The sequence below is a fragment of the Rhizobium sp. BK060 genome (assembly GCF_014193145.1).
Lineage (GTDB): Bacteria > Pseudomonadota > Alphaproteobacteria > Rhizobiales > Rhizobiaceae > Rhizobium.
The window spans coordinates 56471-82002 of sequence record NZ_JACHYW010000027.1 but is presented as its reverse complement, the minus strand read 5'-3'; the positions used below and the strand labels follow the sequence as shown (position 1 = coordinate 82002).

The window sequence follows — 25532 nt, the reverse complement described above, 5'->3', positions numbered from 1 at the left end:
GGAATCCCTGAAGTCCTGGCCGATCAGCAGAGCATCGCCGTGGCGCGCCATTCCACTGTCGAGCAGATAGCGACCGAAGGCGGTGGCATAGAGCGCCGAAGCTTGCCCCTTGAGGTCGACAGACAGGCCGCGAAGCCCACTCGTTCCGAATTTCATCCTGAATAAGCCCCCGAATGCGCTTGAATTCGCCAGCGATTCGACCGCAATCTACTCAGCGTTCGTAAATAGTGAACCCCGGCGAACAATAAAATGTCTGCCAATTCCCGCTTCGAGGCAAGCTGAAAGCGCATCCAAGCGGACGAGGGACCGTCCATGAATGAACAGTCGATTGCGTTGGAGGAAAGCTGGAGGGAGGCTCTCGACGGCGAATTCGCTAGTCCTTACATGCAGCAGCTCAAGGCATTCCTCGTCGCCCAGAAACAGGGAGGCAAGCGGATATTTCCCAAAGGATCGGAGTACTTCCGCGCTCTTGATCTGACGCCACTGGCGGACGTCAAGGTTGTTGTCTTGGGGCAGGATCCCTATCACGGGCTCGGCCAGGCGCATGGTCTTTGTTTCAGCGTTCGACCGGGCGTTCGAATCCCACCGTCGCTCGTCAATATCTACAAGGAAATGCAGAGCGATCTGGGCATTCCGCCGGCTCGGCACGGATTCCTGGAGCATTGGGCGCGCCAAGGCGTCCTGTTGCTGAACAGTGTGCTGACAGTTGAGGAGGCGCAGGCTGCGTCGCACCAGGGCAAGGGCTGGGAGCGCTTCACCGACGCTGTCATCCGCAAGGTCAATGATGAATGTGATGCCGTCGTCTTCATGCTCTGGGGCTCCTATGCCCAGCGCAAAGCCGCCTTCGTCGACACGTCACGTCATCTGGTGTTGAAAGCGCCGCATCCATCGCCGCTTTCCGCGCATAACGGGTTCTTTGGTTGCGGCCATTTTTCCAAGGCTAATGCCTTTTTACAAGCACGCGGCCGGCCGCCGATCGACTGGCAGCTGCCTGCGGCTCCACATGATGTCTAGGCTCTTTCTGAACGATTTCATTTTGTCGTTCACTAAAAAGAGACAATGCGTTCCGATCGACGGGACTATTCCGATTGGCCGTTAGCGATCATCTATACCCCATCCGAAGCCCGCGAGGCGGGCAAGAAAGGGGTCTCAAATGCTCGACCAAATCAAGGGCCTGCACCACGTCACATCGATGGCGGAGGATGCCCGCATTAACAACCAGTTCTTCACCAACGCGCTCGGCCTGCGCCGCGTAAAGAAGACCGTGAATTTCGACGCGCCCGACGTCTATCACCTCTATTATGGTGACGAGACCGGTGCGCCCGGCACGATCATGACCTACTTCCCGTTTCCGAAGATGCCGAAGGGTCGCCCTGGAACCGGCGAAGTCGGAACCACGGTTTTCTCGGTCCCGCAGGGCTCGATCGGCTTCTGGAACGATCGCCTGAACAAACTTGAGGTCACCGGTCTGAAAACCGAGGAAACGTTCGGTGAAAAGCGCCTGAACTTTGCCGGTCCCGATGGCGACGGTTTTGCTCTTGTCGAGGTCAAGGATGACAATCGGCTGCCCTGGACGCACGGCGGCATCAGCGAGGATCATGCGATCCGCGGGTTCCACTCGGTTGCCATGCGATTACGCGATGACGGTGCCACGTCGGAACTGCTGAAGTTCATGGGCTACGAAGTCCAGGAAGAAGGCGATGGCGTCAAGCGCCTGACCATTCCGGGTGGAAATGGCGCGCATCTCGTCGATCTTGAAATGATGCCGAACGTTTCACGCGCTTTGCCGGGTGCCGGTTCAGTCCACCATGTCGCCTTCGCCGTAGAAAACCGCGAGAAGCAGCTCGAAGTACGCAAGGCTCTGATGGACACTGGCTATCAGGTGACGCCCGTCATCGATCGCGACTATTTCTGGGCGATCTACTTCCGTACGCCGGGCGGCATCCTGTTCGAGATTGCGACCAACGAGCCCGGTTTCAACCGTGACGAGGACACTGCGCATCTTGGCGAAGCATTGAAGCTGCCACAGCAGCATCAGCACCTGCGCGCTCTCATCGAGCAGCACCTGCAGCCACTTGAAGCCTAAGGGGACGCGCGATGACCGATAACAGCTATGTGCACCGGCTGCAGGTCGGTGCACCTGGAAAGCCCATCCTGTTCGTATTGCACGGAACGGGCGGCGACGAAAACCAGTTCTTCGATTTCGCGCGGCGCCTGCTGCCGGAATCGACGATCGTCTCGCCGCGCGGCGACGTCTCGGAGTTTGGTGCGGCACGTTTCTTCAAACGCACTGGCGAGGGCGTCTACGACATGACGGACCTTGCCCGCGCAACGGAGAAGATGGTCGCTTTTGTCGGAACGCTGGCGAAAGAACATGAGGCGACTGATATCCTCGGACTTGGCTTCTCGAACGGGGCAAATATTCTTGCCAACGTGTTGATCGATAAGGGACTGTTCGATGCGTCGGTGCTGATGCATCCGCTGATCCCGTTTCAGCCGAAGGCGAACGCCGCACTGGCTGGACGCAAGATATTGATCACCGCCGGTGAGCGCGACCCGATCAGCCCTGCGCCCGTCACGAGGGCCTTGGCCGACTATTTCGGAGCACAGAATGCTTCTGTCACGACGGAATGGCATGCAGGCGGGCACGATATCCGGCAGAACGAAATCGACGCCATTCACAGGTTCTTCGAGCCATATCGCTAGGTGGCTCTTGTCGGATGGCCCTCGGCCATCCGACAGACCTCATTCGAATGCGGAGGGGGATAATCCAATAGGCTTGTCTCTGGTTGTGAAGCGTCTGCGTTGTTCCGCAGCAATGAATGGGAATATGATTCTGGTTCAGGCGGAGCGGGCGGGGATATTTGGTAGGGCAATGGGTCGCATTCGCCGAAACGGGCAAGGCGTTTTGCGGCAATCGTCGGTTCAAGCGGCTCGTTCTGGTGGCCCGCTGTGACCATTGGAAGAGATGGTATAAAGTCGATTGCGGCGGCACCAACGGGTCGGTGTCGCCGGGCTATTGCTGGGTACGCGCGGTTCCGATCAATCCGCACCCATCGCATGTGCTGCGAGACAACAGAGAGTACTCAAGCGGAGTTTCGAAATTGAGTGTTGCCTTCGTCAAAGAAGAAAGTGCCGAAGCTGCTTCAGAAACGCTTTTGCCTGACCGTCCAATTTCGCCGCATCCGAACCTCGTTACGGAAGCGGGATTGAAGGCTCTGGAATTGCAGCTGCAGCAAGCTCGCGAGGCCTATGATGTTGCGAGCACAATCGAAGACGTGAATGAACGACGGCGGCAGGCCGCGAACCCGTTGCGGGATCTACGCTACTTTGCTGCACGGGCCCGCACGGCGCAGGTTATCCCTGATCCGATTTCATTTGATACCGTTGCCTTTGGAAGCACCGTGACCTTCAGCCGAGACGACGGGCGCGTGCAGACATATCGGGTCGTGGGAGAGGACGAAGCTGATCCCAAAGCCGGATCGATTTCCTTCGTATCGCCGGTGGCAAGAACTCTCATCGGCAAAACCGTTGGAGATGTGGTCAGTGTCGGTGGTCAAGAGCTTGAGGTCATCGCCATCTCGTAGGTGTCTTCATTTTGGCATGCTGCGAATGCGACGGCCTTACAAGGCTTTTCGAACAGGCTATGGTCCTCCAATTCTGAAGCCGACCGCGTCTTCATGTTCTCTTAAGTAATTATCTTGAGATTGTAATCTCCCTGTTCCATGATGATTGCGATGCGAAGAATTTCGGGTCGTGCTTCATGACGATCGCTGCAGATCGCCTTAGCCGTGAACATGTTTCTTCGCCGTCGGCTGTCTTTACGGCTGTTGGACTTTGATCTTTATTTGTTTCGCAGGTGCTTGCTTGCGGTCGATCTGATTTAGGGACGTTGTATGAATTCGGAGTTTGCCGTTCGCCCGATGCGACCCGGTGAGTTAGAGCTAGTGCTCGAGTGGGCACGTCAGGAGGGATGGAATCCCGGCCTCGACGATTCGATCGCGTTCCACGATGCGGACCCGTCCGGATTTTTTGTTGGCGTGCTCGGGGAGGTGCCGGTCGCCTCGATTTCTGTCGTCAAGTACGGCGAGGATTTCGCCTTCCTTGGGCTTTATATCGTCCATCCGGATTTTAGGGGTAAGGGCTACGGCAAGACCATCTGGAATGTCGGGATGATGTCTGCGGAAGGTCGCAGCATTGGCCTGGACGGTGTCCCCGCGCAACAGGACAATTACCGCAAGGCGGGCTTCGAAGAGGCCTATCGGACGGTTCGGTATGGCGGCATGATTTCTGCCGTGCCGGAATCAACGCTGGTGGCACATGCCGTATCGGACAAGCTTGACGGATTGCTGCGCTATGACGCGACGATCTTTCCGGCTCCGCGGCCGTCGTTTGTGGCGTCGTGGTGTGCAACGCGCAAGGACCGGCACTCTGCCGTCGTGCGCAAGAGTGGCAAGATTCGCGGCTACGGAACCATCCGTCGTTGCTATGAAGGCTACAAGATCGGGCCGCTGTTTGCGGCCGACAAGGATAGCGCTGCAGCGTTGCTTTCGCTGCTGGCGCCTCATGCCAAGGGAGCGAAGGTCGTCATCGATATTCCGACCAGCAACGGCGAGGCGGTCGAGCTTGCCGAGAGCGTGGGCTTGGTGCCGGTCTTTGAAACCGCTCGGATGTATCGGGGAACAGCGCCGGTCGTTCCACTGAAGAACGTCTTCGGCGTCACGACGCTGGAACTTGGCTAGTCCATAGGCGAGGCAGGAGCGGTCGAGGCAGCTCTCTGGGGGCGACCTTTCTCGGCGATGGCGATGCCCCCCAAGGCGAGCCCAAGTGCAATCACATGGAAAAGCTGAAGGCGCTCGCCAAGCAGGGCCACCGACAACAGCGTTCCGAAGACCGGCACGAGGTTGATGAAGAGCCCGGCGCGATTTGCGCCGATTGTTTCGACGCCCTTGATATAAAGAATCTGCGCAAGCAAGGAGGCGAAGATCGCCGTGTAGAAGGCAATCAGCCAGCCCTTGTTATCAGGTAGCTGTACCGCACCCTGTGTGTTTTCCCAAATGAGAAGTGGCACTGCGGTCAGCGTCGCGCCGAGCGCGGGGATGGCCATCAGCGTGCGCCAATCGAGCGGCGGCTTCCAGCGCAAGAAAATTGTATAGACCGAATAGGCGGCGACAGCGATCAGCATGAGCCCATCGCCGCGGTTGAGGCCCAGTTGCAGCAGAGTCGTCAGGTCGCCATGCGCGGCGGTCAACGCGACGCCGCCGAGTGTCATGGCGAAGCCGACGACTTGTGCCGTAGAGACGCCTGTGCGGAAGAAGACGAAATTCAGCAAGAAGATCAGCATCGGAATGCCGGCCTGCTCGATCGCAACATTGATCACGGTCGTATATTTGACGGCCGAGTAAAGCATGGCGTTGAAGAGCGTGTAGCCGATGACGCCGTAAAAGAAAAGCAGCGGCAGATTCTTGCGGACGATCGGCCAGTCGCGCTTCAATTGCGGTGCCGAAACGGCGGCGATGAGTGCTGTTGCAAGGAACCAGCGCAGAAACGTCAGCATCATTGGGCTGACGTGCCCAAGCGCGAGCTTGCCCGCCACCGCGTTTGCGCCCCAGCACAGCGCTGCGACGACGAGAGAAATATAAGCGGCGACCTGCACAGGCGATTCTTTCCGATGACGGCGATGTGGTTCTCAACCTCAGGGTATGATCGGCCAATAGCCCGATGATGGCTGATTTGTCACGTAAAAAGCCGATTCCGGCGGCATAACAGGGTCGCTTTCCCGGTAACAAAGCATTATAGATGCGCGGGTTTGAGAAGGGTGCGGTTAAATCCGCCTTTAACAGGAAGACGTGGATGACGAACGTAGTCGTGGTCGGTTCGCAATGGGGTGACGAAGGCAAAGGCAAGATTGTCGATTGGCTTTCAGAACGTGCGGACATCGTTGTGCGCTATCAGGGCGGACACAATGCAGGCCATACGCTGGTTATCGACGGGACCAGTTACAAGCTGTCGCTCTTGCCATCCGGCGTCGTGCGTCCCGGCAAAATGGCCGTAATCGGCAACGGCGTCGTCGTCGATCCGCATGCGCTGATTGCCGAGATCGAGAAGCTGGAAAAGCAGGGCGTGAAGATTTCTCCCGAGAACCTGCGCATCGCCGACAACGCGACGCTCATTCTTTCCCTGCACCGCGAGCTCGATGCCTACCGCGAAGATGCAGCCTCCAATAGCGGCACGAAGATTGGCACCACGCGCCGCGGTATCGGTCCGGCCTATGAAGACAAGGTTGGCCGTCGCGCCATCCGCGTGATGGATCTCGCCGATCTCGATACGCTGCCGGGCAAGGTCGACCGCATCTTGACGCATCACAATGCGCTGCGCCGCGGCCTTGGCGTCGCCGAGGTCAGCCACGACACGATCATGACTGAACTGACGTCGATTGCCGATCGGGTACTTCCCTACCGCGATACCGTCTGGCTTTTCCTCGACAAGGAACGCCGCAAGGGCGCCCGCATCCTCTTCGAAGGCGCGCAGGGAAGCCTGCTCGACATCGACCACGGCACCTATCCGTTCGTGACGTCGTCAAACACCGTTGCCGGTCAGGCTGCTGCCGGTTCGGGCATGGGGCCGGGATCGCTCGGCTACATCCTCGGCATCACCAAGGCCTATACGACGCGCGTTGGTGAGGGTCCGTTCCCGACGGAGCTGCATGACGACATTGGCCAGTTCCTCGGCGAAAAGGGCCACGAATTCGGCACCGTAACCGGCCGTAAGCGTCGTTGTGGCTGGTTCGATGCGGCGCTCGTCCGCCAGTCGGTTGCAACCAACGGTATTACCGGGATCGCGCTGACCAAGCTCGATGTTCTCGACGGCCTGGAAGAACTGAAGATCTGCGTCGGCTACAAGCTGGACGGCGAGCAGATCGATCATCTTCCCGCCAGCCAGGGTGCGCAGGCTCGCGTCGAACCGGTCTACGTCACGCTTGAAGGCTGGAAGGAATCGACGGTCGGCGCCCGCAGCTGGGCCGATCTGCCGGCCCAGGCAATCAAGTATGTCCGCCAGGTCGAAGAGTTGATCGGGGCGCCCGTCGCTCTCCTGTCTACAAGTCCTGAGCGAGACGACACGATACTTGTGACCGATCCGTTTGAGGATTAAGGTCTCGGGTCATTATTCGTGCGGCTCGCGGCGCGAACCGCACTCCTAGAGAAAGTACGAATGGCGGATTTTATCGCAGTTATCCGGCGGGCGGTTGACGGCCTGTCTGAAAATACTCCCGAGATGCGGGTGAAAGTCTACGAGCGCGCTCGCGGTGCTGTGCAGCGGCAGCTCGAGAGTATGAAGCCGCGCCCTCCGGAAGCGATGTTGCAACGGCAGCTTGACAAGCTGGAGGCAGCAATTCGCGAAGTCGAAGCGGAACATGCCGAAGCCGTTCCTGCCGATGATGCTGCGCTCGCGGCCGAGCCTGCAGTCGGGGCAAGCGCCGATGCAGGCCATGAGCAGGAAGCAGTCGCTCCCGAACCGCTTGCGAGCGAAGCCGGAGGCGAAGTGCCAGCGCATGAGACGCCGGCCCACGAAGATCACGTGGCAGCCGAAGAATCTGCGCCTGCCCACGAAGAGCCAGTTCCTTATCACGAAGAGCCTGCGCCTTCTGACGAGGAGCCTGTCGCTGCTGAGCCGGAACATATCGCCCAGCAGGAGGAACATTGGGCGTATGAAGAGCCGCCGGCTCCTGTCGGCGAAGCCGAGCCTGTCGAACACGGGCATGCTGCTCCTTCCGAAGAGGTTGTCCACGAGGATCAGCACGGTCACGAGGAACACGTTTCTGCGCCCGAGGAGCCGCTTGTCGAACCGAGCGAGCCGACCTACGAGGAACCGGCGCTGCAGCCGATTGCACGCGACTACGATATGACCAACCGTCTGGTTGAACCGGTCCTTGGGCTGGATCGTCCGCCGGAAGAATTCGTGGATCGCAGTCAGGAGGAGCCGCTCCACGCGGATGCCGCCGGGCATTTCGATCCGGTGTGGGCTGAGCCCGTAGAGGAAACGCCCGCGCCGCCGGCCAAGGATGCGCAGACGGATTGGGCGCTTGAAGAACTCAGGCAGTTTTCGGAAGCTGCGCCTGTTGCTCCCGCAAATGAAGCGGCACGCGCGTTTGAAGACGTCATCGCAGGGATCGACCATACGCCAGGCGGCGTGAAGATGCCCGCCGCGAACGAGGGCTTTTCCTGGGAGGCTGCGGCCTTCGACGATCTGCCGCCGATTGAAAACGGCAAGAAGGTTCAGGTCAACGCCCATTTCGATGACGGCGATCTCTTTTCGGAGATTCATGGTACGCCGGCAGCAAAATCCGCTTCGGAAACCAATCCGGCCTGGCAGGAGGCCAAGCCGCTTCGCGGATACGACAACCGTGGCGTCGTTGCCGAGGATGACGATGGCGCAGCCGATCTCGACAGTGCCGTTGCCGCGAAATTCCAAGGCAAGAATTTCCGGATGGAGCCGAAGCGCCGTCGGTTTGGCATCGGTTCCATCGTGACGATTCTCGTTGCGCTGGGCGTGGTGGGTGGCGGCGGATATGCCGCCTGGACCAATCAGGACGCGCTGTCGTCAATGGTGAAGAACCTCGTCAGCGCCGCTCCCTCGCAGAGCGCGAAGAACGAGCAGACGCCTGCCAAGCCCGATGCGGCAACGCCGCAGACCAGTGACGCAAAGCCGACTGATGCTAAAAAGGAAGTTGCTTCCTTGAATGACGGCGCTTCCGTCAATAACAAGTTCAACCAGCGGCTTCTTGCCGATGGTACAGAGGTCGACAGCGGCCCGGCCACGGTCCCGGGAACGCCGACGGCGGAAGGAAAGTCGGTGGCCGAACAGAACGTTGCTGCGGCTGATACCACGCCGCCAGCGGCGTCAACGCCTGCGACAGGTGCCCCGGCTGTGACCGCGCCAGCTGCGCCGCCGCCGGCGGCCGGAGCCACGCAAGCCGCGCCGCTCGGTTCCACCGAGAAGATGTTCTTGTACGAGGAGCGGATCGGCCAGAGTTCACCGACGGCCATCCAGGGCTCGGTCGTCTGGAGCCTCCAGCACGAGGCCGGCTCGGACGGCAGGCAGGAAGCGACGGTACAGGCGACAGTAACAGTTCCTGAACGGAACCTGTCGGCGCAACTGACCTTCAAGCGCAATTCCGACCCGTCGCTGCCGGCGAGCCACATCGTCGAGGTGGTCTTCTCGCTGCCGCCGAATTTTGAAGGCGGCGCCATCGAGAGCGTCCAGCGCATTTCGATGAAGCGAACCGAGCAGGATCGTGGCGACGCCCTGATTGCCGTTCCTGCAAAGATCACCGACGATTTCCACATGATCGCACTCAACGATTATCCGGATGCGCGCAAGGCGAATCTCGATCTCCTTTCAAGCCGCGACTGGATCGATATCCCGATCACCTATCGCAACGGTCGCCGTGCGCTTCTGACGATGCAGAAGGGTTCGACCGGCGGGGAAGCGTTCAACGCCGCGATCAAGGAATGGGCTGCTTTCGGCGACGTATCGACCAGCCAGTGATTGCCGGTTGAGACAAAAAGAAAGGGCGGAACCATCTGGTCCCGCCCTTTTCATTTGAAGAGAATTTGTGCCTTAGGCCGTGGCTTCGACGACCCGAACGGCCTTGGCGCGTTCGAGAGCCTCCTTGCGGACAGCATCCTGGACCTTTTCGAAGGCGCGGACCTCGATCTGACGAACGCGTTCGCGGCTGATGTCGAACTCGGCCGAGAGATCCTCGAGGGTTACCGGATCTTCAGAAAGACGGCGTGCCTCGAAGATGCGGCGTTCACGGTCGTTCAGAACGCTCATCGCCTTCGCCAGCATGTGGCGGCGCGTGTCGAGTTCGTCCTGCTCGATCAGAACATCTTCCTGGCTCTCATGGTCGTCGACGAGCCAATCCTGCCATTGGCCGGATTCGCCTTCCGAGGCTTTTATCGGTGCGTTCAGCGACGCGTCGCCTGACAGGCGGCGGTTCATCGAAACGACCTCCTCCTCGGAGACGTTCAGCTTGGTGGCGATCTCAGCGACGTGTTCCGGCTTCAGGTCGCCGTCGTCAATGGCCTGGATTCGGCCCTTGAGGCGACGCAGGTTGAAGAACAGCCGCTTCTGGTTGGCGGTCGTACCCATCTTCACCAGAGACCAAGAACGCAGGATGTATTCCTGGATCGAGGCCTTGATCCACCACATGGCATAGGTGGCAAGACGGAAACCGCGTTCCGGATCGAACTTCTTGACGGCCTGCATGAGGCCGACGTTGCCTTCGGAGACGACTTCGCCGATCGGCAAGCCGTAACCACGATAGCCCATTGCGATCTTCGCAACGAGGCGCAGGTGACTGGTGACGAGCTTGTGTGCGGCTTCGCGATCGCCATGTTCCGCATAGCGCTTCGCCAGCATATATTCCTGCTGCGGCTCCAGCATCGGGAACTTGCGGATTTCGTCGAGATAGCGATTGAGACCGGCTTCGCCGGCGGTAATGGACGGCAAGTTATTTCGGGCCATAAAGCACCCTCCTATCTGAATTCCGGTTCCCGATGGAACGCGCCCCTGCGTCGAAAGGCGAACCGGGACGTGCGGCTTTATCCAAGCCCGCACTAAGTCAATGTACAGATAAGTATGGCGGAACAGGGGTTCAAGGCTGCACACCGGTTCACGAAGGCGTTACTTTGGCTAGGCGCGGAGTGCGCTTGCCAACTCTTCCATGTCCTCGGGCAGCGGTACTTCGAAGTGCATGACTTCGCCGGTGCGCGGATGCTCGAATTGCAGCATATAGGCGTGAAGCGCCTGTCTTGCGAAGGCGTTCACGGTCTTCCTGGCGGCATCCGGAAGGAGATTTGCCTTTGTCTTGAAACCTGCTCCGTAGACGGTGTCGCCGAGCAGCGGGTGGCCGATATGCGCCATGTGCACGCGGATCTGATGGGTGCGGCCGGTCTCGAGGTGGCACTCGACGAGCGAGGCGAGCGACGTCGCGTCGGGGTTCTCGTGGAAGCGCTCGAGAACTTCGTAGTGCGTGATTGCTTCGTCGGCATCCTGCGTCTCGGCCCGTTTGACGGCTCGGCGCGTACGATCGCCGACGGCTCGGCCGAGCGGGGCATTGATCGTGCCGGTCAGCGTACGAGGACGCCCCCAGACGATTGCCTGGTACGCGCGCTCGAGCGGCATGGTCCGGCCGTGATCGGCAAACTGCAGCGACAGGTGGCGATGGGAGATGTCGTTCTTGGCGACGACCATCACGCCCGTCGTATCCTTGTCCAGCCGGTGAACGATGCCCGGACGGCGGACGCCGCCGATGCCGGAAAGACTGTCGCCGCAATGATAGATCAACGCGTTAACGAGCGTGCCCGTCCAGTTGCCAGCCGCCGGGTGCACCACAAGGCCGGCGGGCTTGGAGATCACGATGAGATCATCGTCTTCGTACAGAATGTCGAGCGGAATATTTTCGCCCTGGGGCGTGGGATCCTCCGGCTCGGGCAGCACTATCTCAAAGATATCGCCAGGACGCACCTTTTTCTGCGGATCGGCGAGGACCTTGCCGGCCACAGAGACCTGGCCTTCCTTGATCAGCGCCTTCACGCGACTGCGCGAAAACTCTTCGCCAAGCTGTGCGGTCATCCACGCGTCCAGACGGCCTTCGGCGTTCTCGTCGGCGGTGAGGACTTTTCTAATGCCGGATGCTTGTTTAAAGGGGTCGCTCAAGACGCTTCTTCTCCGAATTATTTTATAGAACGGAACGCCACATATGACGAATATCCAGCCAGAAGACGATCAGGACGAAAAGCCCCTCGATCCGGCGATGGAACGTGTCCGGCGCAAGATGATCCGCCTGCAGATCGTCTCAGGCATCATCATGTTCGTGAGCCTTATGGCTGTCTTCGGCGCCGTTGTCTACAAGACGATGCGGGCGCCCGCGAAGGAGCCGGCGGCCGTCATGTCGGCGGGTGTGCCGGTTTCTGTGACGGCAACGCTGCCGCCGGGCTTTGTCATCCAGTCGTCGTCGCTGTCGGGAGGCCAGATCATGTTTTTCGGGGCGAGTGCCGAGGGCGTCATGAAGTCGCTTGTCGTCGATATCCAGTCTGGGCGCATTGTTGCCGATGTGACGGTCAACGGCGGCTAGGGCGATGTGGTCCCGCCTCATTGCCATTGAGCGCGCAGGTGATCCTCGTATTGCGGACTTTCGTGATATCCGTGAGCGTGATCTGACCGGCCGGCAGAACCGCTTCATAGCCGAAGGCACGGTCGTCCTTCGCATGCTCGTGGAGGCGAGCCGCAGCGGCAGGTTTGCGACCGAAAAGGTGCTGCTGCTCAGGAATCGCGTCGATGGCGTCGCTCCGATCCTCGAAAGGCTGCCGGGCGACGTGCCGATATATGTCGCGGAGGCGCAGGTGTTGGACCGGATCGTCGGGTTTCATCTGCATCGTGGCGTGCTGGCGCTTGGTCGGCGCGAGGTGGCTGAGTTCGATCTTATCGACCGACTGCCGGAACGTTCGCTCGTCCTCGTCGGCTGCGGCATTTCCAACCATGACAATGCCGGGTCGATGTTCCGCAACGCGGCTGCCTTTAACGCGGATGCCGTCTTTCTCGATGAGACATCGTGTGACCCGCTCTATCGCAAGGCGCTACGCGTTTCTGTCGGCTCCGTTCTTAGCGTCCCCTATGAACGGAAGGGCACGGCGCTCGACGTGCTGACACGGCTTTCGGCGAACGGTTTTTCAATCTGGACGCTTTCGCCCCGCGGCGAGACCGACATCCGGGCCATACCACCGACGGATCGCATGGCACTGGTTGTGGGCACGGAAGGCGAGGGCTTGCCTCCCGCGGTCCTGGAGGGCTTTCAGAGCGCGCGGATCCCGCAATCGGAGGGATTGGACAGCCTGAATGTGGCGACGGCAACGGGCATTGCTCTCTTCGCCATGTCGTCGGCTGCGAACCTGATCTGATCTCAGCCCGGCTCGGACAGGATCGTCGCTGCGCGTTGCGCAAGGTTGATGCGCTCGCCATCCAGAGCGTCGGTGGCATCCGGCAGAAGGTCGCGGATCGGCGACGAGGGACCCTCGTTGATGGCGGTCAGTGCAACCATGCTTGCAGCGATGCCGGCGATCTCTTCGCGTACCGCGCCGTCCTGGCTGACGTCGGATTTCGCTTTCAGAAGTTGTTCTGAGACGGCGGCGCTGCGCTTGCGCACTTCTTCGCTCAGGCGGGCTGCAATCGCTGCTGTGTCGAGTTGGGTTGCCATCGTTTCCTCGGTTGCCCGCTCCTCTGAAACCGCATCTTGGGCGACGGGCGCAAGGCCTGCATTGCGCAGTGCGCGGTTTGCCTTGCGCAGCTCGGCATTCGCTGCCTTGACCTGTTCCTTGAGCTTGGCGATCTCCTGCTGGCGGCTGCCGAGAAGCGTGTTTTTCTCGGCAGCCGAAGCCGCATCCCGCTGGGCCTGGTCTTCCAGGCGGATGACCGCATGTTCATGCTGCGCCAGTTTCTGCTCGGCATCCTTGGCGCGCTTCTGCAGCAGGCTCACGTCCTGGCGAAGATTGTCGCGTTCTATGCGGGCTGCGTTTGCCTTGAATGTCACGCTCTCGATTTCGGTCTCGCGCGCTGCCAAGTCGATCTTGAGGTTGTCGGCCTGCTCCGCGAGCTTGTTGAGGCGCGTGCGAAGGGCGTCGAGCTCGCCTTCCTTGGCGGCGCTTGCCTGCTCGGCGATGTGAAGGCTCGTTTTCAGCTGGCTGATGTAGTTCTCGTCCTTGCGCAGGTGCGAGCGCTGTTCCGCGGCTTCGACACTCATATCGCTGATTTGGGCCTGCAGTCCGCCGATCTCGGCGGCAAACCGTCCTGCGTCGAGCGCCAGCGCGTCATGCTTCAACTGCAGCGCCAGCGACTTTTCGCGTTCGCGCACCAGGTGCTGTGTCGTCTTGGCGTTCTCGGCGGCATAGAGGGCTCGGACCATGTCCTTTTGCGCGCGCACTTCCTGCGGGCTGAGCGGCATGGTCGCGCGCATCCGGTTTTCCGTGTACCAGACGATGCGGCGGTGGACAGCAGGCGACACTAGGAAGACGAGGAACGCCGCTGTCAGGAAGCCCAATCCGAACAAGAGAGCATATTCGATCACGGCGTGGCCACGGCTTCCAGAAGTTGATTTGCGTCAGGACCAATGATTAAGCGGACCTGACGCGTAGAGCAAGTGGCGGAAAGGTAACGGCGAGCGAGAGTTCGCTGGCGTCGATGGAAATCAGAAGGGATTCCAGGTCGGGTTCGGCGTGACCTTGAGGTAGCCGACATTCAGTCCAAGGCGCGCGCCGACGCCGGTGCGGATCGGTACCACGAGCACGTTGTCGTTCTTGAGAAGCGTCATGCCGAAGCCGGCGATGACGAAGGCCTGACCGCTGACGCCGCCGAAGCGTGCGTAGATGGCCTCGGTCGAGGGTAGGTCGTACACGAGCATCATGACGCGCGTGCCTTGGCCACCATAATCAATGCCGAGCGACGGACCCTGCCAGTAGAGCGGATGTTCGCCGGCATTCTTTGTATTCAACTGACCTTCACCATAGGTGAGGCCGGCAATAAACGCGCCGGAGCCTTCCTGGCCGAGAATGTAACCGTTCGGAAGGCCGTATTTCTGAAAGGCCGCTTCGATCACCTTGGCAAGGCCGCCACTGGTCGAGCCGAAGAACGAGTGCCCGGCGTCGACGATTTCCTGCATCGAATACTGGCCGCCGTTGGATTGCTGCTGCGCCGCTGCCTGAGTTGGAACAAGGATGAGAGGCGAGAGGGTCAGCGCAACAAAGAGCCGGCAGATGGCGGAAAATCTTCCGAGGAAATGGGAGCGCATGGTGTCATCCGTTCATCATGGTCGGTACGATGAGCCGTTTCCGGCGTTTGATTCATTTTGCGCGTATGGTCTTAACAATCGGTTTACCAAATATGGTGTCATTATGGCGCCGAGTACGGCCGCAAACCTCGCGCAATTTTGATGCGCAAGATAGACGGCGGAATGACCCTGCCGCCCTGGAGACGATGATGTCGAAAAACCCGAACCTTACCCTGACCGGCCCCGACCTGGCCGCGCTTTTGTGCAGCCGCGTCTGCCATGACGTCATCTCGCCGGTCGGCGCAATCAACAACGGTCTGGAGCTTCTGGACGAGGGCGGCGCCGATGCCGATGCAATGGATCTTATCAGGACAAGCGCGCTCAACGCCTCGGTCCGCCTGAAGTTTGCCCGGCTTGCCTTTGGTGCCTCCGGATCGGTCGGGGCTTCGATCGATACCGGTGAAGCCGAACGTGCGGCGAAGGATTTCGCGGCCGCCGAGAAGAAGACCGAGGTCATCTGGAGCGGTCCGCGCGCGATTATCGCCAAGAACCGAGTGAAGTTGCTGCTCAATCTGTTTCTGGTGGCCTATTCGTCGATTCCACGTGGCGGCATCATTGAAGTCACGCTTGAGAACCCCGAGCTTGACGCAAAATTCAAGATCGTCGCGAAGGGCAAACTCATGCGCCTGCCGCCGAAATTCGTGGAGATTTCGACAGGGGAGATCGAAGAGGCCATCGATGCCCACTCGATCCAGCCTTACTATACGGTGCTGCTTGCCGCCGAATGCGGCATGGAGCTCGGCCACAATGCGACCACAGAAGAACTGACATTTACCGCTGACGTCGTCGCCGCCTGAGGGAAGCCTCGACGGCGATTCGCTCGCCGAGGTAATAAATCCTTAGCCTAATGTTTCTATCCTTGGCCGGTAAGACGCCAGCCGGGATAGAAGCTGGAGGAAGGAGCCGCCGTGCAGAGGTTTATGATCGCCGACTCGTCGGATGTCGTTCGGAAAGTGGGGAAGCGTATCCTTTCTGAGCTCGACTTCATGGTCAGTGAAGCCTCGAGTGCCGTCGAAGCTCTCGCCAATTGCCAGGTTCAACTCCCCGAATACCTCATCGTCGATTCCGGTATGGACAACGCGCTCGAGTTGATTTCGACCATTCGCGGCATGGAAGGCGGCAAGGAGGTCAAGATCTACTATTGCGTGGTTGAGGCCGACCTCAAGAAGCTGATGATGGGCAAGCGGGCAGGGGCTACCGACTTTCTGCTCAAGCCGTTCGACCGCAAGATTCTGACGGCCGTTTTCGGTAGCCGCGCTATCGCCGCGTAGTCGCCAGCATCTGTCAGCCGATCAAGGCCGCCCCCGGGCGGTTTTTCTACGTGTCGAAAAATAGACGCTATATTGAAAACAGAAATCCCGCCATAAGGGACGGGATTTCTTTGATCTTGGCAAAGGGGATGAAACGTCAGGCGGTTTCGGCGTACTCGGCGCCATCGGGCTCGCGCAGAACGTAGCCGCGGCCCCAGACGGTTTCGATGTAGTTCGCGCCGCCGGCAGCATTTGCGAGCTTCTTGCGCAGCTTGCAGATGAAGACGTCGATGATCTTCAGTTCCGGCTCGTCCATACCGCCATAGAGGTGGTTCAGGAACATTTCCTTGGTGAGCGTGGTACCCTTGCGAAGCGAAAGCAGCTCCAGCATCTGGTATTCCTTGCCCGTCAGGTGCACGCGCTGGCCACCGACTTCGACGGTCTTGGCGTCGAGGTTGACGATCAGTTCGCCGGTCATGATGACCGACTGGGCATGACCCTTGGAGCGACGGACGATCGCGTGGATGCGCGCGACCAGCTCGTCCTTATGGAACGGCTTGGTCATGTAGTCGTCGGCACCGAAACCGAGACCGCGAACCTTGTCTTCAATACCGGCCATACCGGACAGAATCAGGATCGGTGTCTTGACCTTGGACAGGCGGAGAGTGCGGAGCACTTCATATCCGGACATGTCGGGAAGGTTCAAATCGAGAAGGATGATGTCGTAATCATACAACTTCCCGAGATCCACGCCTTCTTCACCGAGATCGGTGGTGTAGACGTTAAAACTTTCTGATTTGAGCATCAATTCGATGCTCTGCGCTGTCGCGCTATCATCTTCGATGAGTAGTACCCGCATTCTTATCCCCTTTACCGCCGCCGAAAGGTGGTCTGGCCCCCTACGCGATACCGAATATGTCACTGCGTGATTTGGAAGCTGCCACGAAATGGTTAACAAATTCTGATTCCCTCTGGCAAGAGGTAACGAATTTATTAAATATTTTGTCCATTCCGCTGTTTTCCAACGAGAATTCGCAAAGCCAGATTCTTAAGTATTACATTAAGAACGGCCGGTAAGCGATTCATTCGACTCACCAATGAACCGGTATCGGAAATCGCGTAGTTGTGTTTACCGACCCTTAAATCATCGGCACTATCATTAACGATGCCCGTAAACGAAAGGTTACCAGCGGTAGGTTTTTGTTAATACCGACGGAAATTTTTTTGGCAGGCCGCGTGAAAGCGGCTCGCAAGGGCGGTTTAAGTGGAACAGGGGTCTCGCATCACTGGAGTAATGCGTATGAAGTCGCGTGAGAGCCTAGTCCGCCTGAAGGAGTTTCAGGTGAACGAAAAACGTCGCCAACTGCAGCAATTGCAGATGATGATGTCCGAATTTGAGCGGATGACGAAAGATCTGGAGAGCCAGATCGTCGTCGAAGAAAAGAAGTCCGGCATTTCCGACCCGAATCACTTCGCCTATCCGACGTTCGCGAAGGCAGCTCGCCAACGCGCGGATAATCTTCAGGTCTCGATCAAGGAACTGAAGATGCAGGAAGAGTCGCTGGAACAGGCGCTCGAAGAGATGCAGGCGGAATACGCACGTGCAGCCGCGCTGGAAGAGCGCGACGGCGCAGTCCGGGCAAGAGCCTAGGGGCAGGAAACGGGCGCCGTTTGGCGCTTGGGCATCGCCTCGGAAAAAAGCCATGCATGATGGGCTGTCGCGTCCGTCATACATGGCTTTTGGCGTTGTGTGGCTGCTAACCGTTGACGACGTCGCACCACTCCTCGTGGCGTTGTGATTGCGCCTTGAAGAACGGGCATAGCGGGAAGATCTTCCATCCCCCCTTGCGTGCTTCCTCCACCGCATGCAGAGCAAGTGCCTGACCAACGCCTTTGCCGCGCAGCGCATCGGGAACGCCGGTGTGGTCAATAATGACGAGCTTCGACGAGGTGCGGGAGTAGGTCATTTCGGCCCGGTGGCCTTCCACCTCTGCAACATAGCGGCCGCCGGAGGGGTTCTCTTCGTTCTTGATGTCCATTGCCATTCCTCATCAACATTTCGCTGTCGGTGGAAATTGGCATGTCATCTGGGCCGCGCCAAGCCGGCCGATGAGGACACAGTGTTCGATGAGACGAGGTGGGGAGGTTGCCTCACCGATCGAGTTCCTGCCGAGTGGTCAATGGGGCGGAACTCGCGGTGAAACTTGTGGCAGCTGGCGGAAGTAGGGCATCTACTGGCTGCGTCAACGACTTCGGGCCGTTTGTCTATCCCCCTCAGGAAATGCAAGCGGCCCGAAATGAAGAATTCGTTGCCCAGGAAGGGCTTGTCAGTGGCGATACTGCTGGATGCGCGTGGTGCGCAAACCGGCAAGGCCGTGGCTGTTGATGGAAGACTGCCAGGACAGAAACTCTTCAACAGTCAGCGTGTAACGCTCGCAGGCTTCTTCCAAGCTCAACAGGCCACCACGAACTGCCGCTACAACCTCTGCTTTGCGGCGGATAACCCAGCGCCTTGTATTCGGCGGCGGCAAATCCGCAATCGTCAGCGGGCTGCCATCGGGGCCGATGACATATTTTACTCGGGGACGTATCATTTCGGTCATTGGACTCTCTACACAACTCAAGACCACGGCAGCCACTCTAGCTTGTCACATTTAAGAATTGCCTAAGCGCATCGTAACACTTTGATAAGAAATTTAGGCGTCGGCTTTCCAAGAAGCGATTTGCGCCCACGCAGCCTTGCCCAACGTAAATCTGTGGTGAGCGCATAGGTGCCATGCGTAATGGTCGGTGGGCAATTGATAATGGCCAATTTATAAGCGCCGCAACATAGTTGTGAGCGCAAGAATTCGTCTCCGTTCTTACTGTAGTGTCCGGAATGACTAAGGCTGTTTGCTTCGTATCCTTTTGATACGGAGTCTTTTGCTTTTCCCGGACGCCGCGCGGCCCCTTTTGGGTCGGAAGATAAGGGCGTGAGCGGAGTTGGCCGCCGAGGGACAAGAAAATGAAGAGACAAGAACGCGCCGTCCGGGACGGCGCGGAGGATACTGTTTTTTTACAGATCGCGTCTGGGCAGAAAATGTCAACAGAACGCTTCAACGATTGCGTCGCTGAAATGGCAAGGGTGGCGGGGTTCAACCACTACTTGCTGGCTGAATTTCCACGTGGAGACCGCAGCAGCTTTGCCAGCAATCATCTTGTCAGCAACTGGCCACAAGAGCTCATCGATTTCTATGAGGAGGCTGACCTCTTCTATTGCTGCAGGCTTCTCGCCGCCCTCAAGAAGACGGCGATGCCGATCTTCTGCGACAAGGCGCCGTTCGAGAGTGCGGCGGCAAATCAGGAAAACCAGCGGCTGACGACACGCTTCAGAGGCCATGGCCTGAAGAACACGTTTGCGTTCGCGCTGCATGACATGCACTTGCGGCAGTACATATTCGCGTTCTCGGGTGATCGCGTGCGCCTCGCGCGTGCGGAAGCGATGGAGCAGGTTTTTCGAGGGATGGAATTCCTGGAGTTATACGGACAGCAGAAGCCTCCGGAGCAACCGACGGAAAGCCTAAGCAGCCGGGAAGTCGAATGCCTGCGCTGGTCGGCCGCGGGAAAGAGCAGCGAAGAGATCGCGATTATTCTTGATCTCTCCGCGCATACGGTCGTCGGATACTTGAAGAGCGCCATGCGAAAGCTCGATTCGGTCAATCGCATGCAGGCAATTGCCCGCGCATTCCGCTATCGACTGCTTTAGGCGTCCATCGAAAGTTCGGTCTTTGTGGTTCCGAACTCATATTGCGGGCTGCCCTCATGCCCGAGTGCCGCCAGTCCCCTCATTCAGCGACGCCAGCGTGCTGGCCGTATGGCGTACCGCACCGGCCGAGGCAGGGCCGGCAGCGGCTGCAAGTACCGTCGTACCGTTTGCGTCTACCACTGCAGCGTGTCCGGGGGAGGATAGTGTGCTTGCTGTCAGCAGTAGGAAGCAAAGACCGGTCTCTTAGATCAGCAGGCGGTGGCCGACGCCGCCGGCCGACCATGCAGTCTGAAAAAGCAGGGTTCCAGTTTCCGCCGTGGCAGACTTGTTCACCTTCAATTGGTGCGCATGGCCTGAATGAGAAAAGAGACTTGTGTCCGAAGCAACTTGTCAGGCGGTTGACGGTATCCGGCGGCGTATTGACGCCGATCATGGGAAGGGAATTGTCGTCATCGGGCGATATCGCACGCCACTCGCCGTTCGACGGGGCTATGCCCGCTGCAACGCGGATTTGGCACTGCCCCAGGAAATGAAGTTCGGGTTGGCGAAGTCGCTGTCATGCGCCTGTGAGATCTTCCCGTAGGTCAACGGCAGCCCGTCCAGCGTCAGGGTCGAGCCGCCCGCAGCGCGCAGCACGGCATCGCCGGCCGCCGTATCCCACTCCATCGTGCGCGTGAAGCGCGGATAGACGTCGGCCCGACCTTCGGCCAGCATGCAGAATTTCAGTGAAGAGCCGATGTTGGTGCATCGCGATATTGCGTTTGCCGCAAGAAAGACGTCCGTCTCGGGGCTGTTGTGCGATCTACTTGCCAACGCCGTCCGGTCGGTCGGTTGCGAGCGCACCTGGATGGCCGTCCGCTGACTCACTTGAAAATGGTCATCGACAAGGAGCTTTTCGGCCTTGTCGTTTTCGCCAACAAAGGCGACGCCGAGGGCAGGAGCGTAGACAATCCCGGCGAGAGGGCGTCGGTCGCTGATGTAGGCGATATTCACGGTGAATTCGGGCCGCTTGTCGATAAATTCCCGAGTGCCGTCCAGCGGGTCTACAAGAAAGAATGATCTGCCGATCACAGGTATGTTGCCAGCTGCCACCGATTCTTCTGCAATGATTGGCGTGTTGGGGAAGGCTGCTTCAAGATGTCCGATGATGATGCGCTCGGCCCGCTCGTCCGCGATGGTGACCGGGCTGTTGTCTGCCTTCCTGGCCGTCGGGCATCCCTCCAGGTAAACCTGCATGATTGCCTTGCCCGCTTCCAGAGCGGCGCGCTCAAATGTTTCGAGCATTGCTCGCCTTCCGGATGTCACATGTCGCGCCTCGGTAAAGCGCCTTACCTTATATAGGCAATTCTTCCGGCCATGGGAATCGTATCCTGCGCAAGTCCGCTGTTCCTGTCCTGGTACGGGCACGGATCACATGCAAAGCAATTGCTTCCGGGGCGGAAATTCCCAGCGGCGTGTACAGCCTGCGGCGCCTGATCGCGGGGGGAGTTTTGGGGCATCTGTGTCGTTTGCAGTCAAAAAGCGCTTTATTGGGCTCCGTGTGCCAAAAAAAGTGAATTCTTGATCGTAAAAAAGTCATTTTCACCAAAACGGCAAAGAACTTTGGGGCTTTGCGATTTTGCGCTTCCCTTTTGGTTTGAAAGCGGTATGAAATCCTTAATCAAGGGCTCGCTAAGGGCTCTAATAACAAGAGATGCTGGCTGAACCGGCTCGCATCCAGGGGAAATGACATATGGAATATTTTGTCCAGCAGCTCGTTAATGGGCTGACTCTTGGATCCATCTATGGCCTTGTGGCTATTGGCTATACGATGGTTTACGGCATTATCGGCATGATCAACTTCGCCCATGGCGATATCTTCATGCTTGGCGGTTTTGCCGGCCTTATTGTCTTTCTTGTCCTCACTTCCATGTTCGCAGGCCTTCCGGTTGCGGTTCTGCTCCTGGTTATGCTGCTCATTGCGATGCTGATGACAAGTTTGTGGAACTGGACGATCGAGCGCGTTGCCTATCGTCCGCTGCGCGGATCCTTCCGCCTCGCGCCGCTGATCACCGCGATCGGCATGTCGATCACGCTGTCGAACTTCATTCAGGTCACGCAAGGTCCGCGCAACAAGCCGATCCCGCCGCTGGTCAGCAGCGTTTACAATATCGCCGGCATCTCCGTTTCGCTGAAGCAGATCGTCATCATCGTGATCACGGCGGTGCTGCTGACGCTGTTTTGGTACCTCGTCAACCATACGTCCCTCGGACGCGCTCAGCGTGCAACCGAACAGGATCGTAAGATGGCGGCGTTGCTGGGCGTCAATGTCGATCAGACGATTTCCGTTACCTTCATCATGGGTGCGGCGCTCGCTGCGGTCGCAGGCACGATGTATCTGATGTATTATGGTGTCGTGAACTTCAACGACGGCTTCGTACCCGGTGTGAAGGCGTTCACCGCGGCTGTTCTTGGCGGCATCGGCTCCTTGCCGGGCGCTGTTCTCGGCGGACTGATGATCGGTCTCATCGAGTCGCTGTGGTCGGCTTACTTCACCATCGCGTACAAGGATGTGGCGACATTCGCCATCCTCGCTTTCGTGCTGATCTTCAAGCCGACAGGTATCCTGGGCCGGCCGGAAGTCGAGAAGGTTTAACGTCATGGAAAATGCTGTACGTTCCGCTGACAAGTCCGCAAACGCTGGACTTGTTCAGAAGGGTATTAAAGAAGCTCTGTTCGCGGCTCTCATCTCGTTCGGCATGTTCGTGCTCTACGTCGGCCTGAAGACCGACCAGAACATCAGCAACGAACTGATCATCGTCCAGCGCTGGGGCCTCCTTGCCATCTTCGTGGCGATTGCTGCCGTCGGTCGCTTCCTGACGGTCGTCTTCGTCAGGCCGCATCTCGATGCGCGCAAGTTGGCGAAGGCGCGTCGTGGCGAGCTTGATATCTCAACCGAAAAGGGCTTTTTCCACACGCATTTCTTGAAGATCGCGCTCATCGCGCTGTTGCTCTATCCGGCGTTTATCTATGCCGTCGCCGGTCCACAGGGCTCGCTGAAGTGGGTGGATAACTTTGGTATCCAGATCCTGATCTATGTGATGCTGGCCTGGGGACTGAACATCGTCGTCGGTCTCGCTGGCCTGCTCGATCTCGGCTACGTCGCCTTCTACGCGATCGGGGCGTATTCTTACGCGCTTCTATCCAGCTATTTCGGCCTGTCGTTCTGGGTGCTGCTGCCTCTGTCCGGTATTCTGGCCGCGCTGTGGGGTGTCATTCTGGGCTTCCCGGTTCTGCGACTGCGTGGTGACTATCTCGCGATCGTAACGCTGGCCTTCGGTGAAATCATTCGCCTGGTGATCATCAACTGGACGGATCTCACCAAGGGAACGTTCGGTATATCGGGCATTCCGAAGGCGACGCTTTTCGGCATTCCGTTCGATGCGAGCGCGGGCGGCTTTGCCAAGCTCTTCGGCCTGCCGATGTCATCGGCCTACTACAAGATCTTCCTTTTCTACCTGATCCTGGCCCTTTGCATGCTGACCGCCTATGTGACGATCCGCCTGCGCCGGATGCCGATCGGCCGTGCGTGGGAGGCCATGCGCGAAGACGAAATCGCCTGCCGCTCGCTCGGGATCAATACGGTGACGACGAAACTCACTGCCTTTGCGACGGGAGCCATGTTCGGTGGTTTCGCCGGCTCGTTCTTTGCGGCTCGTCAGGGCTTTGTTTCCCCCGAATCGTTCGTCTTCCTGGAATCGGCGGTTATTCTCGCCATCGTCGTTCTCGGCGGCATGGGCTCGCTGACGGGTATCGCGATTGCCGCAATCGTCATGGTCGGCGGCACGGAACTGCTGCGTGAGATGGCCTTCCTGAAGATGATTTTCGGACCGGACTTCACGCCTGAGCTCTACCGCATGCTGCTGTTCGGTCTGGCAATGGTCGTCGTGATGCTGATCAAGCCGCGCGGCTTCGTGGGGTCGCGTGAACCGACAGCCTTCCTTAAGGAGCGCAAGGCAGTTTCCGGCAGCTTTACCAAGGAGGGCCATGGTTGATGAGCCCTCAGGGAACAAACATGACCAGCGATACTTTGCTCAAGGTCGAGCACCTGTCGATGAAGTTCGGCGGCCTGATGGCAATCAACGACTTCTCGTTCGAAGCCAAGCGGGGCGACATTACCGCGCTGATCGGCCCCAACGGTGCCGGCAAGACCACCGTGTTCAACTGCATCACTGGCTTCTACAAGCCGACGATGGGGATGATCACGCTGAAGCAGAAGGACGGCAAGGAGTTTCTGCTGGAACGCCTTGCGGACTTCCGGATCACCAAGGATGCAAGGGTCGCCCGCACGTTCCAGAACATCCGGTTGTTCTCCGGCCTGACGGTTCTCGAAAACCTGCTCGTCGCCCAGCACAACAAGCTGATGAAGGCGTCCGGGTTTACCGTGATGGGTCTGGTGGGCATCGGGCCGTATCGGGCTGAGGCGAAGAACGCCATCGAACTGGCGCGCCACTGGCTTGAGAAGGCCGATCTCGTCGATCGCGCCGATGATCCGGCTGGCGATCTGCCCTACGGCGCTCAGCGCCGGCTCGAGATCGCGCGCGCCATGTGCACCGAACCGGAGCTTCTGTGCCTCGATGAGCCCGCCGCTGGCCTCAATCCGCGCGAGTCGGCTGCGCTGAACGCGCTGCTGCGCAGCATTCGTACTGACAGCGGCACGTCGATCCTGCTGATTGAGCACGACATGTCGGTGGTCATGGAAATTTCCGACCATGTCGTCGTGCTGGAATACGGTCAGAAGATTTCCGACGGCACGCCTGATGAAGTGAAGCACGACCCGCGGGTTATCGCAGCCTATCTCGGTGTCGAGGACGAGGAAGTGGAAGAAGTGATTGCAGCCGTAGAGAACCTCGAAGGAGGCTCGCACTGATGACTGGTCAGCTACTTCTGAAAGTTCAGGGCGTTGAAACCTATTACGGCAACATCCGGGCCTTGGCCGGAATCGATGTCGAGGTCCATCGTGGCGAGATCGTCAGCCTGATCGGCGCCAATGGCGCCGGGAAATCGACGCTGATGATGACGATCTGCGGAAGCCCGCAGGCGCGCAACGGCTCGGTGGTCTTCGATGGCCGCGACATCACGCGTCTACCGACACATGAGATCGCACGGCTGCGCATTGCGCAGTCGCCGGAAGGACGTCGTATTTTCCCGCGCATGACCGTCATGGAGAATCTCCAGATGGGTGCCGGCCTCGACAACCTGAAATACTTCAGCGAGGACGTCGAGAAGGTCTTCGCGATGTTCCCGCGCCTCAAGGAGCGCCAGGCCCAGCGCGGTGGCACACTTTCGGGCGGCGAGCAGCAGATGCTTTCGATCGGCCGCGCGCTGATGGCGCGTCCGAAGCTGCTGCTGCTGGACGAGCCGTCGCTTGGTCTTGCGCCGCTGATCGTCAAGGGCATTTTCGAGGCGATCAAGAAGTTGAACAAGGAAGAAGGGCTGACCGTCTTCCTCGTGGAGCAGAATGCCTTCGCAGCACTGCGCTTGTCGGACCGTGCCTATGTCATGGTCAACGGCAAGGTCACGATGAGCGGTTCCGGTGCGGAGCTGCTCGCCAATCCGGAAGTGCGTGCCGCCTATCTCGAAGGCGGACGGCATTGAGCATGACGAAGGG

At 58.9% G+C, this 25532-nt stretch carries 27 protein-coding genes and 1 pseudogene; 17 read left to right on the top strand and 11 right to left on the bottom strand.

Features of this window, described 5'->3' with window-relative positions; all coding sequences use genetic code 11:
* Positions 1-156 (bottom strand): annotated as a pseudogene (locus FHT71_RS24905) (phosphomannomutase); the annotation flags it as partial.
* Positions 157-312: 156 nt separating this feature from the next.
* On the opposite strand from FHT71_RS24905, the gene ung reads away from it, so the two are divergent.
* The 5 genes from ung to FHT71_RS24880 all read left to right on the top strand — a co-directional run bounded on the left by ung (position 313) and on the right by FHT71_RS24880 (position 4742).
* Positions 313-1014: a uracil-DNA glycosylase gene (ung, locus tag FHT71_RS24900; RefSeq protein WP_132593410.1), complete on the top strand. Its 702-nt coding sequence runs from the start codon at positions 313-315 to the stop codon at positions 1012-1014.
* A gap of 139 nt (positions 1015-1153) precedes the next feature.
* Positions 1154-2086, top strand: a complete 933-nt coding sequence (locus FHT71_RS24895) for a VOC family protein (protein WP_132593412.1) — start codon at positions 1154-1156, stop codon at positions 2084-2086.
* A gap of 11 nt (positions 2087-2097) precedes the next feature.
* Entirely contained in the window at positions 2098-2706 is a 609-nt protein-coding gene (locus FHT71_RS24890) for an alpha/beta hydrolase (RefSeq protein ID WP_132593414.1), read from the top strand.
* Between the two features lie 398 nt (positions 2707-3104).
* On the top strand, positions 3105-3587 hold the full coding sequence (gene greA / locus FHT71_RS24885; protein ID WP_132593416.1) for a transcription elongation factor GreA: 483 nt from the start codon (positions 3105-3107) through the stop codon (positions 3585-3587).
* 309 nt (positions 3588-3896) lie between these two features.
* The gene (locus tag FHT71_RS24880) at positions 3897-4742 is read left to right on the top strand and encodes a GNAT family N-acetyltransferase (RefSeq protein ID WP_183722456.1); all 846 of its coding nucleotides are present in this window, start codon (positions 3897-3899) and stop codon (positions 4740-4742) included.
* Here FHT71_RS24880 and FHT71_RS24875 read toward each other — a convergent pair.
* Positions 4739-5656, bottom strand: coding sequence for a DMT family transporter (locus FHT71_RS24875; RefSeq protein ID WP_183722454.1), 918 nt, complete (start codon positions 5654-5656; stop codon positions 4739-4741). The genes FHT71_RS24880 and FHT71_RS24875 overlap by 4 nt on opposite strands.
* 197 nt (positions 5657-5853) lie before the next feature.
* On the opposite strand from FHT71_RS24875, the gene FHT71_RS24870 reads away from it, so the two are divergent.
* On the top strand, positions 5854-7152 hold the full coding sequence (locus tag FHT71_RS24870; RefSeq protein WP_007801231.1) for an adenylosuccinate synthase: 1299 nt from the start codon (positions 5854-5856) through the stop codon (positions 7150-7152).
* Positions 7153-7212: 60 nt separating this feature from the next.
* A complete protein-coding gene (locus tag FHT71_RS24865; protein ID WP_132593422.1) occupies positions 7213-9549 on the top strand; it encodes a hypothetical protein in 2337 nt (778 codons plus the stop codon).
* A 72-nt stretch (positions 9550-9621) separates the two neighbouring features.
* On the opposite strand, the gene rpoH is transcribed toward FHT71_RS24865, so the two are convergent.
* A complete protein-coding gene (gene rpoH / locus FHT71_RS24860; RefSeq protein WP_007801234.1) occupies positions 9622-10530 on the bottom strand; it encodes an RNA polymerase sigma factor RpoH in 909 nt (302 codons plus the stop codon).
* 168 nt (positions 10531-10698) lie between these two features.
* Positions 10699-11724, bottom strand: a complete 1026-nt coding sequence (locus FHT71_RS24855; RefSeq protein ID WP_132593424.1) for an RluA family pseudouridine synthase — start codon at positions 11722-11724, stop codon at positions 10699-10701.
* A 43-nt stretch (positions 11725-11767) separates the two neighbouring features.
* On the opposite strand from FHT71_RS24855, the gene FHT71_RS24850 reads away from it, so the two are divergent.
* Together FHT71_RS24850 and FHT71_RS24845 are read left to right on the top strand one after the other, a co-directional pair.
* Positions 11768-12142, top strand: a complete 375-nt coding sequence (locus tag FHT71_RS24850; protein ID WP_183722452.1) for a hypothetical protein — start codon at positions 11768-11770, stop codon at positions 12140-12142.
* A gap of 4 nt (positions 12143-12146) precedes the next feature.
* Positions 12147-12965, top strand: coding sequence for an RNA methyltransferase (locus FHT71_RS24845; protein ID WP_183722449.1), 819 nt, complete (start codon positions 12147-12149; stop codon positions 12963-12965).
* Between the two features lie 2 nt (positions 12966-12967).
* Here the strand turns inward: FHT71_RS24845 and FHT71_RS24840 are convergent, their stop codons facing one another.
* Both FHT71_RS24840 and FHT71_RS24835 read right to left on the bottom strand, forming a co-directional pair.
* On the bottom strand, positions 12968-14128 hold the full coding sequence (locus FHT71_RS24840) for a hypothetical protein (RefSeq protein WP_132593429.1): 1161 nt from the start codon (positions 14126-14128) through the stop codon (positions 12968-12970).
* A gap of 120 nt (positions 14129-14248) precedes the next feature.
* The gene (locus FHT71_RS24835; RefSeq protein ID WP_132593431.1) at positions 14249-14848 is read right to left on the bottom strand and encodes an EipA family protein; all 600 of its coding nucleotides are present in this window, start codon (positions 14846-14848) and stop codon (positions 14249-14251) included.
* 188 nt (positions 14849-15036) lie between these two features.
* Between FHT71_RS24835 and FHT71_RS24830 the strand changes: the two genes are divergently transcribed.
* Together FHT71_RS24830 and FHT71_RS24825 are read left to right on the top strand one after the other, a co-directional pair.
* Positions 15037-15684: a histidine phosphotransferase family protein gene (locus FHT71_RS24830; RefSeq protein WP_007790310.1), complete on the top strand. Its 648-nt coding sequence runs from the start codon at positions 15037-15039 to the stop codon at positions 15682-15684.
* Positions 15685-15795: 111 nt separating this feature from the next.
* Positions 15796-16158: a response regulator gene (locus FHT71_RS24825; RefSeq protein ID WP_183722447.1), complete on the top strand. Its 363-nt coding sequence runs from the start codon at positions 15796-15798 to the stop codon at positions 16156-16158.
* A gap of 136 nt (positions 16159-16294) precedes the next feature.
* Here the strand turns inward: FHT71_RS24825 and ctrA are convergent, their stop codons facing one another.
* Positions 16295-16996, bottom strand: a complete 702-nt coding sequence (gene ctrA, locus FHT71_RS24820; protein ID WP_003542362.1) for a cell cycle two-component system response regulator CtrA — start codon at positions 16994-16996, stop codon at positions 16295-16297.
* A 441-nt stretch (positions 16997-17437) separates the two neighbouring features.
* Between ctrA and FHT71_RS24815 the strand changes: the two genes are divergently transcribed.
* Positions 17438-17788, top strand: a complete 351-nt coding sequence (locus FHT71_RS24815) for a hypothetical protein (RefSeq protein ID WP_007790305.1) — start codon at positions 17438-17440, stop codon at positions 17786-17788.
* 106 nt (positions 17789-17894) lie between these two features.
* Here FHT71_RS24815 and FHT71_RS24810 read toward each other — a convergent pair whose 3' ends face one another.
* Both FHT71_RS24810 and FHT71_RS24805 read right to left on the bottom strand, forming a co-directional pair.
* Positions 17895-18176: a GNAT family N-acetyltransferase gene (locus FHT71_RS24810; RefSeq protein ID WP_183722444.1), complete on the bottom strand. Its 282-nt coding sequence runs from the start codon at positions 18174-18176 to the stop codon at positions 17895-17897.
* Between the two features lie 288 nt (positions 18177-18464).
* Positions 18465-18740 (bottom strand): DUF1153 domain-containing protein, encoded by a 276-nt coding sequence (locus FHT71_RS24805; protein ID WP_007533628.1) that lies wholly within the window; start codon positions 18738-18740, stop codon positions 18465-18467.
* Positions 18741-19141: 401 nt separating this feature from the next.
* On the opposite strand from FHT71_RS24805, the gene FHT71_RS24800 reads away from it, so the two are divergent.
* Positions 19142-19882, top strand: coding sequence for a LuxR family transcriptional regulator (locus FHT71_RS24800; protein ID WP_183722441.1), 741 nt, complete (start codon positions 19142-19144; stop codon positions 19880-19882).
* A gap of 54 nt (positions 19883-19936) precedes the next feature.
* On the opposite strand, the gene FHT71_RS32185 is transcribed toward FHT71_RS24800, so the two are convergent.
* Positions 19937-20062 carry a hypothetical protein gene (locus FHT71_RS32185; protein ID WP_281412178.1) on the bottom strand — a complete coding sequence of 42 codons (126 nt, stop codon included), beginning with the start codon at positions 20060-20062 and terminating at the stop codon, positions 19937-19939.
* 309 nt (positions 20063-20371) lie between these two features.
* Positions 20372-21166, bottom strand: coding sequence for a 3'(2'),5'-bisphosphate nucleotidase CysQ (gene cysQ, locus FHT71_RS24795; protein ID WP_007790299.1), 795 nt, complete (start codon positions 21164-21166; stop codon positions 20372-20374).
* A gap of 448 nt (positions 21167-21614) precedes the next feature.
* Here cysQ and FHT71_RS24790 point away from each other — a divergent pair, with 448 nt between their 5' ends.
* From FHT71_RS24790 to FHT71_RS24775, 4 genes are read left to right on the top strand one after another with little or no spacing between them, the layout of a single operon-like run.
* A complete protein-coding gene (locus tag FHT71_RS24790; RefSeq protein WP_007790298.1) occupies positions 21615-22517 on the top strand; it encodes a branched-chain amino acid ABC transporter permease in 903 nt (300 codons plus the stop codon).
* Positions 22518-22521: 4 nt separating this feature from the next.
* On the top strand, positions 22522-23916 hold the full coding sequence (livM, locus tag FHT71_RS24785) for a high-affinity branched-chain amino acid ABC transporter permease LivM (protein WP_132593437.1): 1395 nt from the start codon (positions 22522-22524) through the stop codon (positions 23914-23916).
* Positions 23916-24791 carry an ABC transporter ATP-binding protein gene (locus FHT71_RS24780; RefSeq protein ID WP_132593439.1) on the top strand — a complete coding sequence of 292 codons (876 nt, stop codon included), beginning with the start codon at positions 23916-23918 and terminating at the stop codon, positions 24789-24791. Before livM ends, FHT71_RS24780 begins: the two co-directional genes overlap by 1 nt.
* A complete protein-coding gene (locus FHT71_RS24775) occupies positions 24791-25519 on the top strand; it encodes an ABC transporter ATP-binding protein (protein ID WP_007790295.1) in 729 nt (242 codons plus the stop codon). The genes FHT71_RS24780 and FHT71_RS24775 overlap by 1 nt, the downstream gene beginning before the upstream one ends.
* Positions 25520-25532: the final 13 nt, after the last annotated feature.

What these genes read in the sequence shown, in the direction of transcription:
- FHT71_RS24880 (WP_183722456.1), top strand. Translation starts at nt 3,897, where the DNA reads ATGAATTCGGAGTTTGCCGTTCGCCCGATGCGACCCGGTGAGTTAGAG.
- FHT71_RS24895 (WP_132593412.1), top strand. Translation starts at nt 1,154, where the DNA reads ATGCTCGACCAAATCAAGGGCCTGCACCACGTCACATCGATGGCGGAG.
- FHT71_RS24865 (WP_132593422.1), top strand. Translation starts at nt 7,213, where the DNA reads ATGGCGGATTTTATCGCAGTTATCCGGCGGGCGGTTGACGGCCTGTCT.
- FHT71_RS24835 (WP_132593431.1), bottom strand. Translation starts at nt 14,848, where the DNA reads ATGCGCTCCCATTTCCTCGGAAGATTTTCCGCCATCTGCCGGCTCTTT.
- rpoH (WP_007801234.1), bottom strand. Translation starts at nt 10,530, where the DNA reads ATGGCCCGAAATAACTTGCCGTCCATTACCGCCGGCGAAGCCGGTCTC.
- FHT71_RS24870 (WP_007801231.1), top strand. Translation starts at nt 5,854, where the DNA reads ATGACGAACGTAGTCGTGGTCGGTTCGCAATGGGGTGACGAAGGCAAA.
- FHT71_RS24780 (WP_132593439.1), top strand. Translation starts at nt 23,916, where the DNA reads ATGAGCCCTCAGGGAACAAACATGACCAGCGATACTTTGCTCAAGGTC.
- FHT71_RS24810 (WP_183722444.1), bottom strand. Translation starts at nt 18,176, where the DNA reads ATGGACATCAAGAACGAAGAGAACCCCTCCGGCGGCCGCTATGTTGCA.
- FHT71_RS24775 (WP_007790295.1), top strand. Translation starts at nt 24,791, where the DNA reads ATGACTGGTCAGCTACTTCTGAAAGTTCAGGGCGTTGAAACCTATTAC.
- FHT71_RS24890 (WP_132593414.1), top strand. Translation starts at nt 2,098, where the DNA reads ATGACCGATAACAGCTATGTGCACCGGCTGCAGGTCGGTGCACCTGGA.
- ctrA (WP_003542362.1), bottom strand. Translation starts at nt 16,996, where the DNA reads ATGCGGGTACTACTCATCGAAGATGATAGCGCGACAGCGCAGAGCATC.
- livM (WP_132593437.1), top strand. Translation starts at nt 22,522, where the DNA reads ATGGAAAATGCTGTACGTTCCGCTGACAAGTCCGCAAACGCTGGACTT.
- FHT71_RS24790 (WP_007790298.1), top strand. Translation starts at nt 21,615, where the DNA reads ATGGAATATTTTGTCCAGCAGCTCGTTAATGGGCTGACTCTTGGATCC.
- cysQ (WP_007790299.1), bottom strand. Translation starts at nt 21,166, where the DNA reads ATGCTCGAAACATTTGAGCGCGCCGCTCTGGAAGCGGGCAAGGCAATC.
- FHT71_RS24805 (WP_007533628.1), bottom strand. Translation starts at nt 18,740, where the DNA reads ATGACCGAAATGATACGTCCCCGAGTAAAATATGTCATCGGCCCCGAT.
- FHT71_RS24830 (WP_007790310.1), top strand. Translation starts at nt 15,037, where the DNA reads ATGTCGAAAAACCCGAACCTTACCCTGACCGGCCCCGACCTGGCCGCG.
- FHT71_RS24850 (WP_183722452.1), top strand. Translation starts at nt 11,768, where the DNA reads ATGACGAATATCCAGCCAGAAGACGATCAGGACGAAAAGCCCCTCGAT.
- FHT71_RS24845 (WP_183722449.1), top strand. Translation starts at nt 12,147, where the DNA reads ATGTGGTCCCGCCTCATTGCCATTGAGCGCGCAGGTGATCCTCGTATT.
- FHT71_RS24800 (WP_183722441.1), top strand. Translation starts at nt 19,142, where the DNA reads ATGAAGAGACAAGAACGCGCCGTCCGGGACGGCGCGGAGGATACTGTT.
- ung (WP_132593410.1), top strand. Translation starts at nt 313, where the DNA reads ATGAATGAACAGTCGATTGCGTTGGAGGAAAGCTGGAGGGAGGCTCTC.
- FHT71_RS24815 (WP_007790305.1), top strand. Translation starts at nt 17,438, where the DNA reads ATGAAGTCGCGTGAGAGCCTAGTCCGCCTGAAGGAGTTTCAGGTGAAC.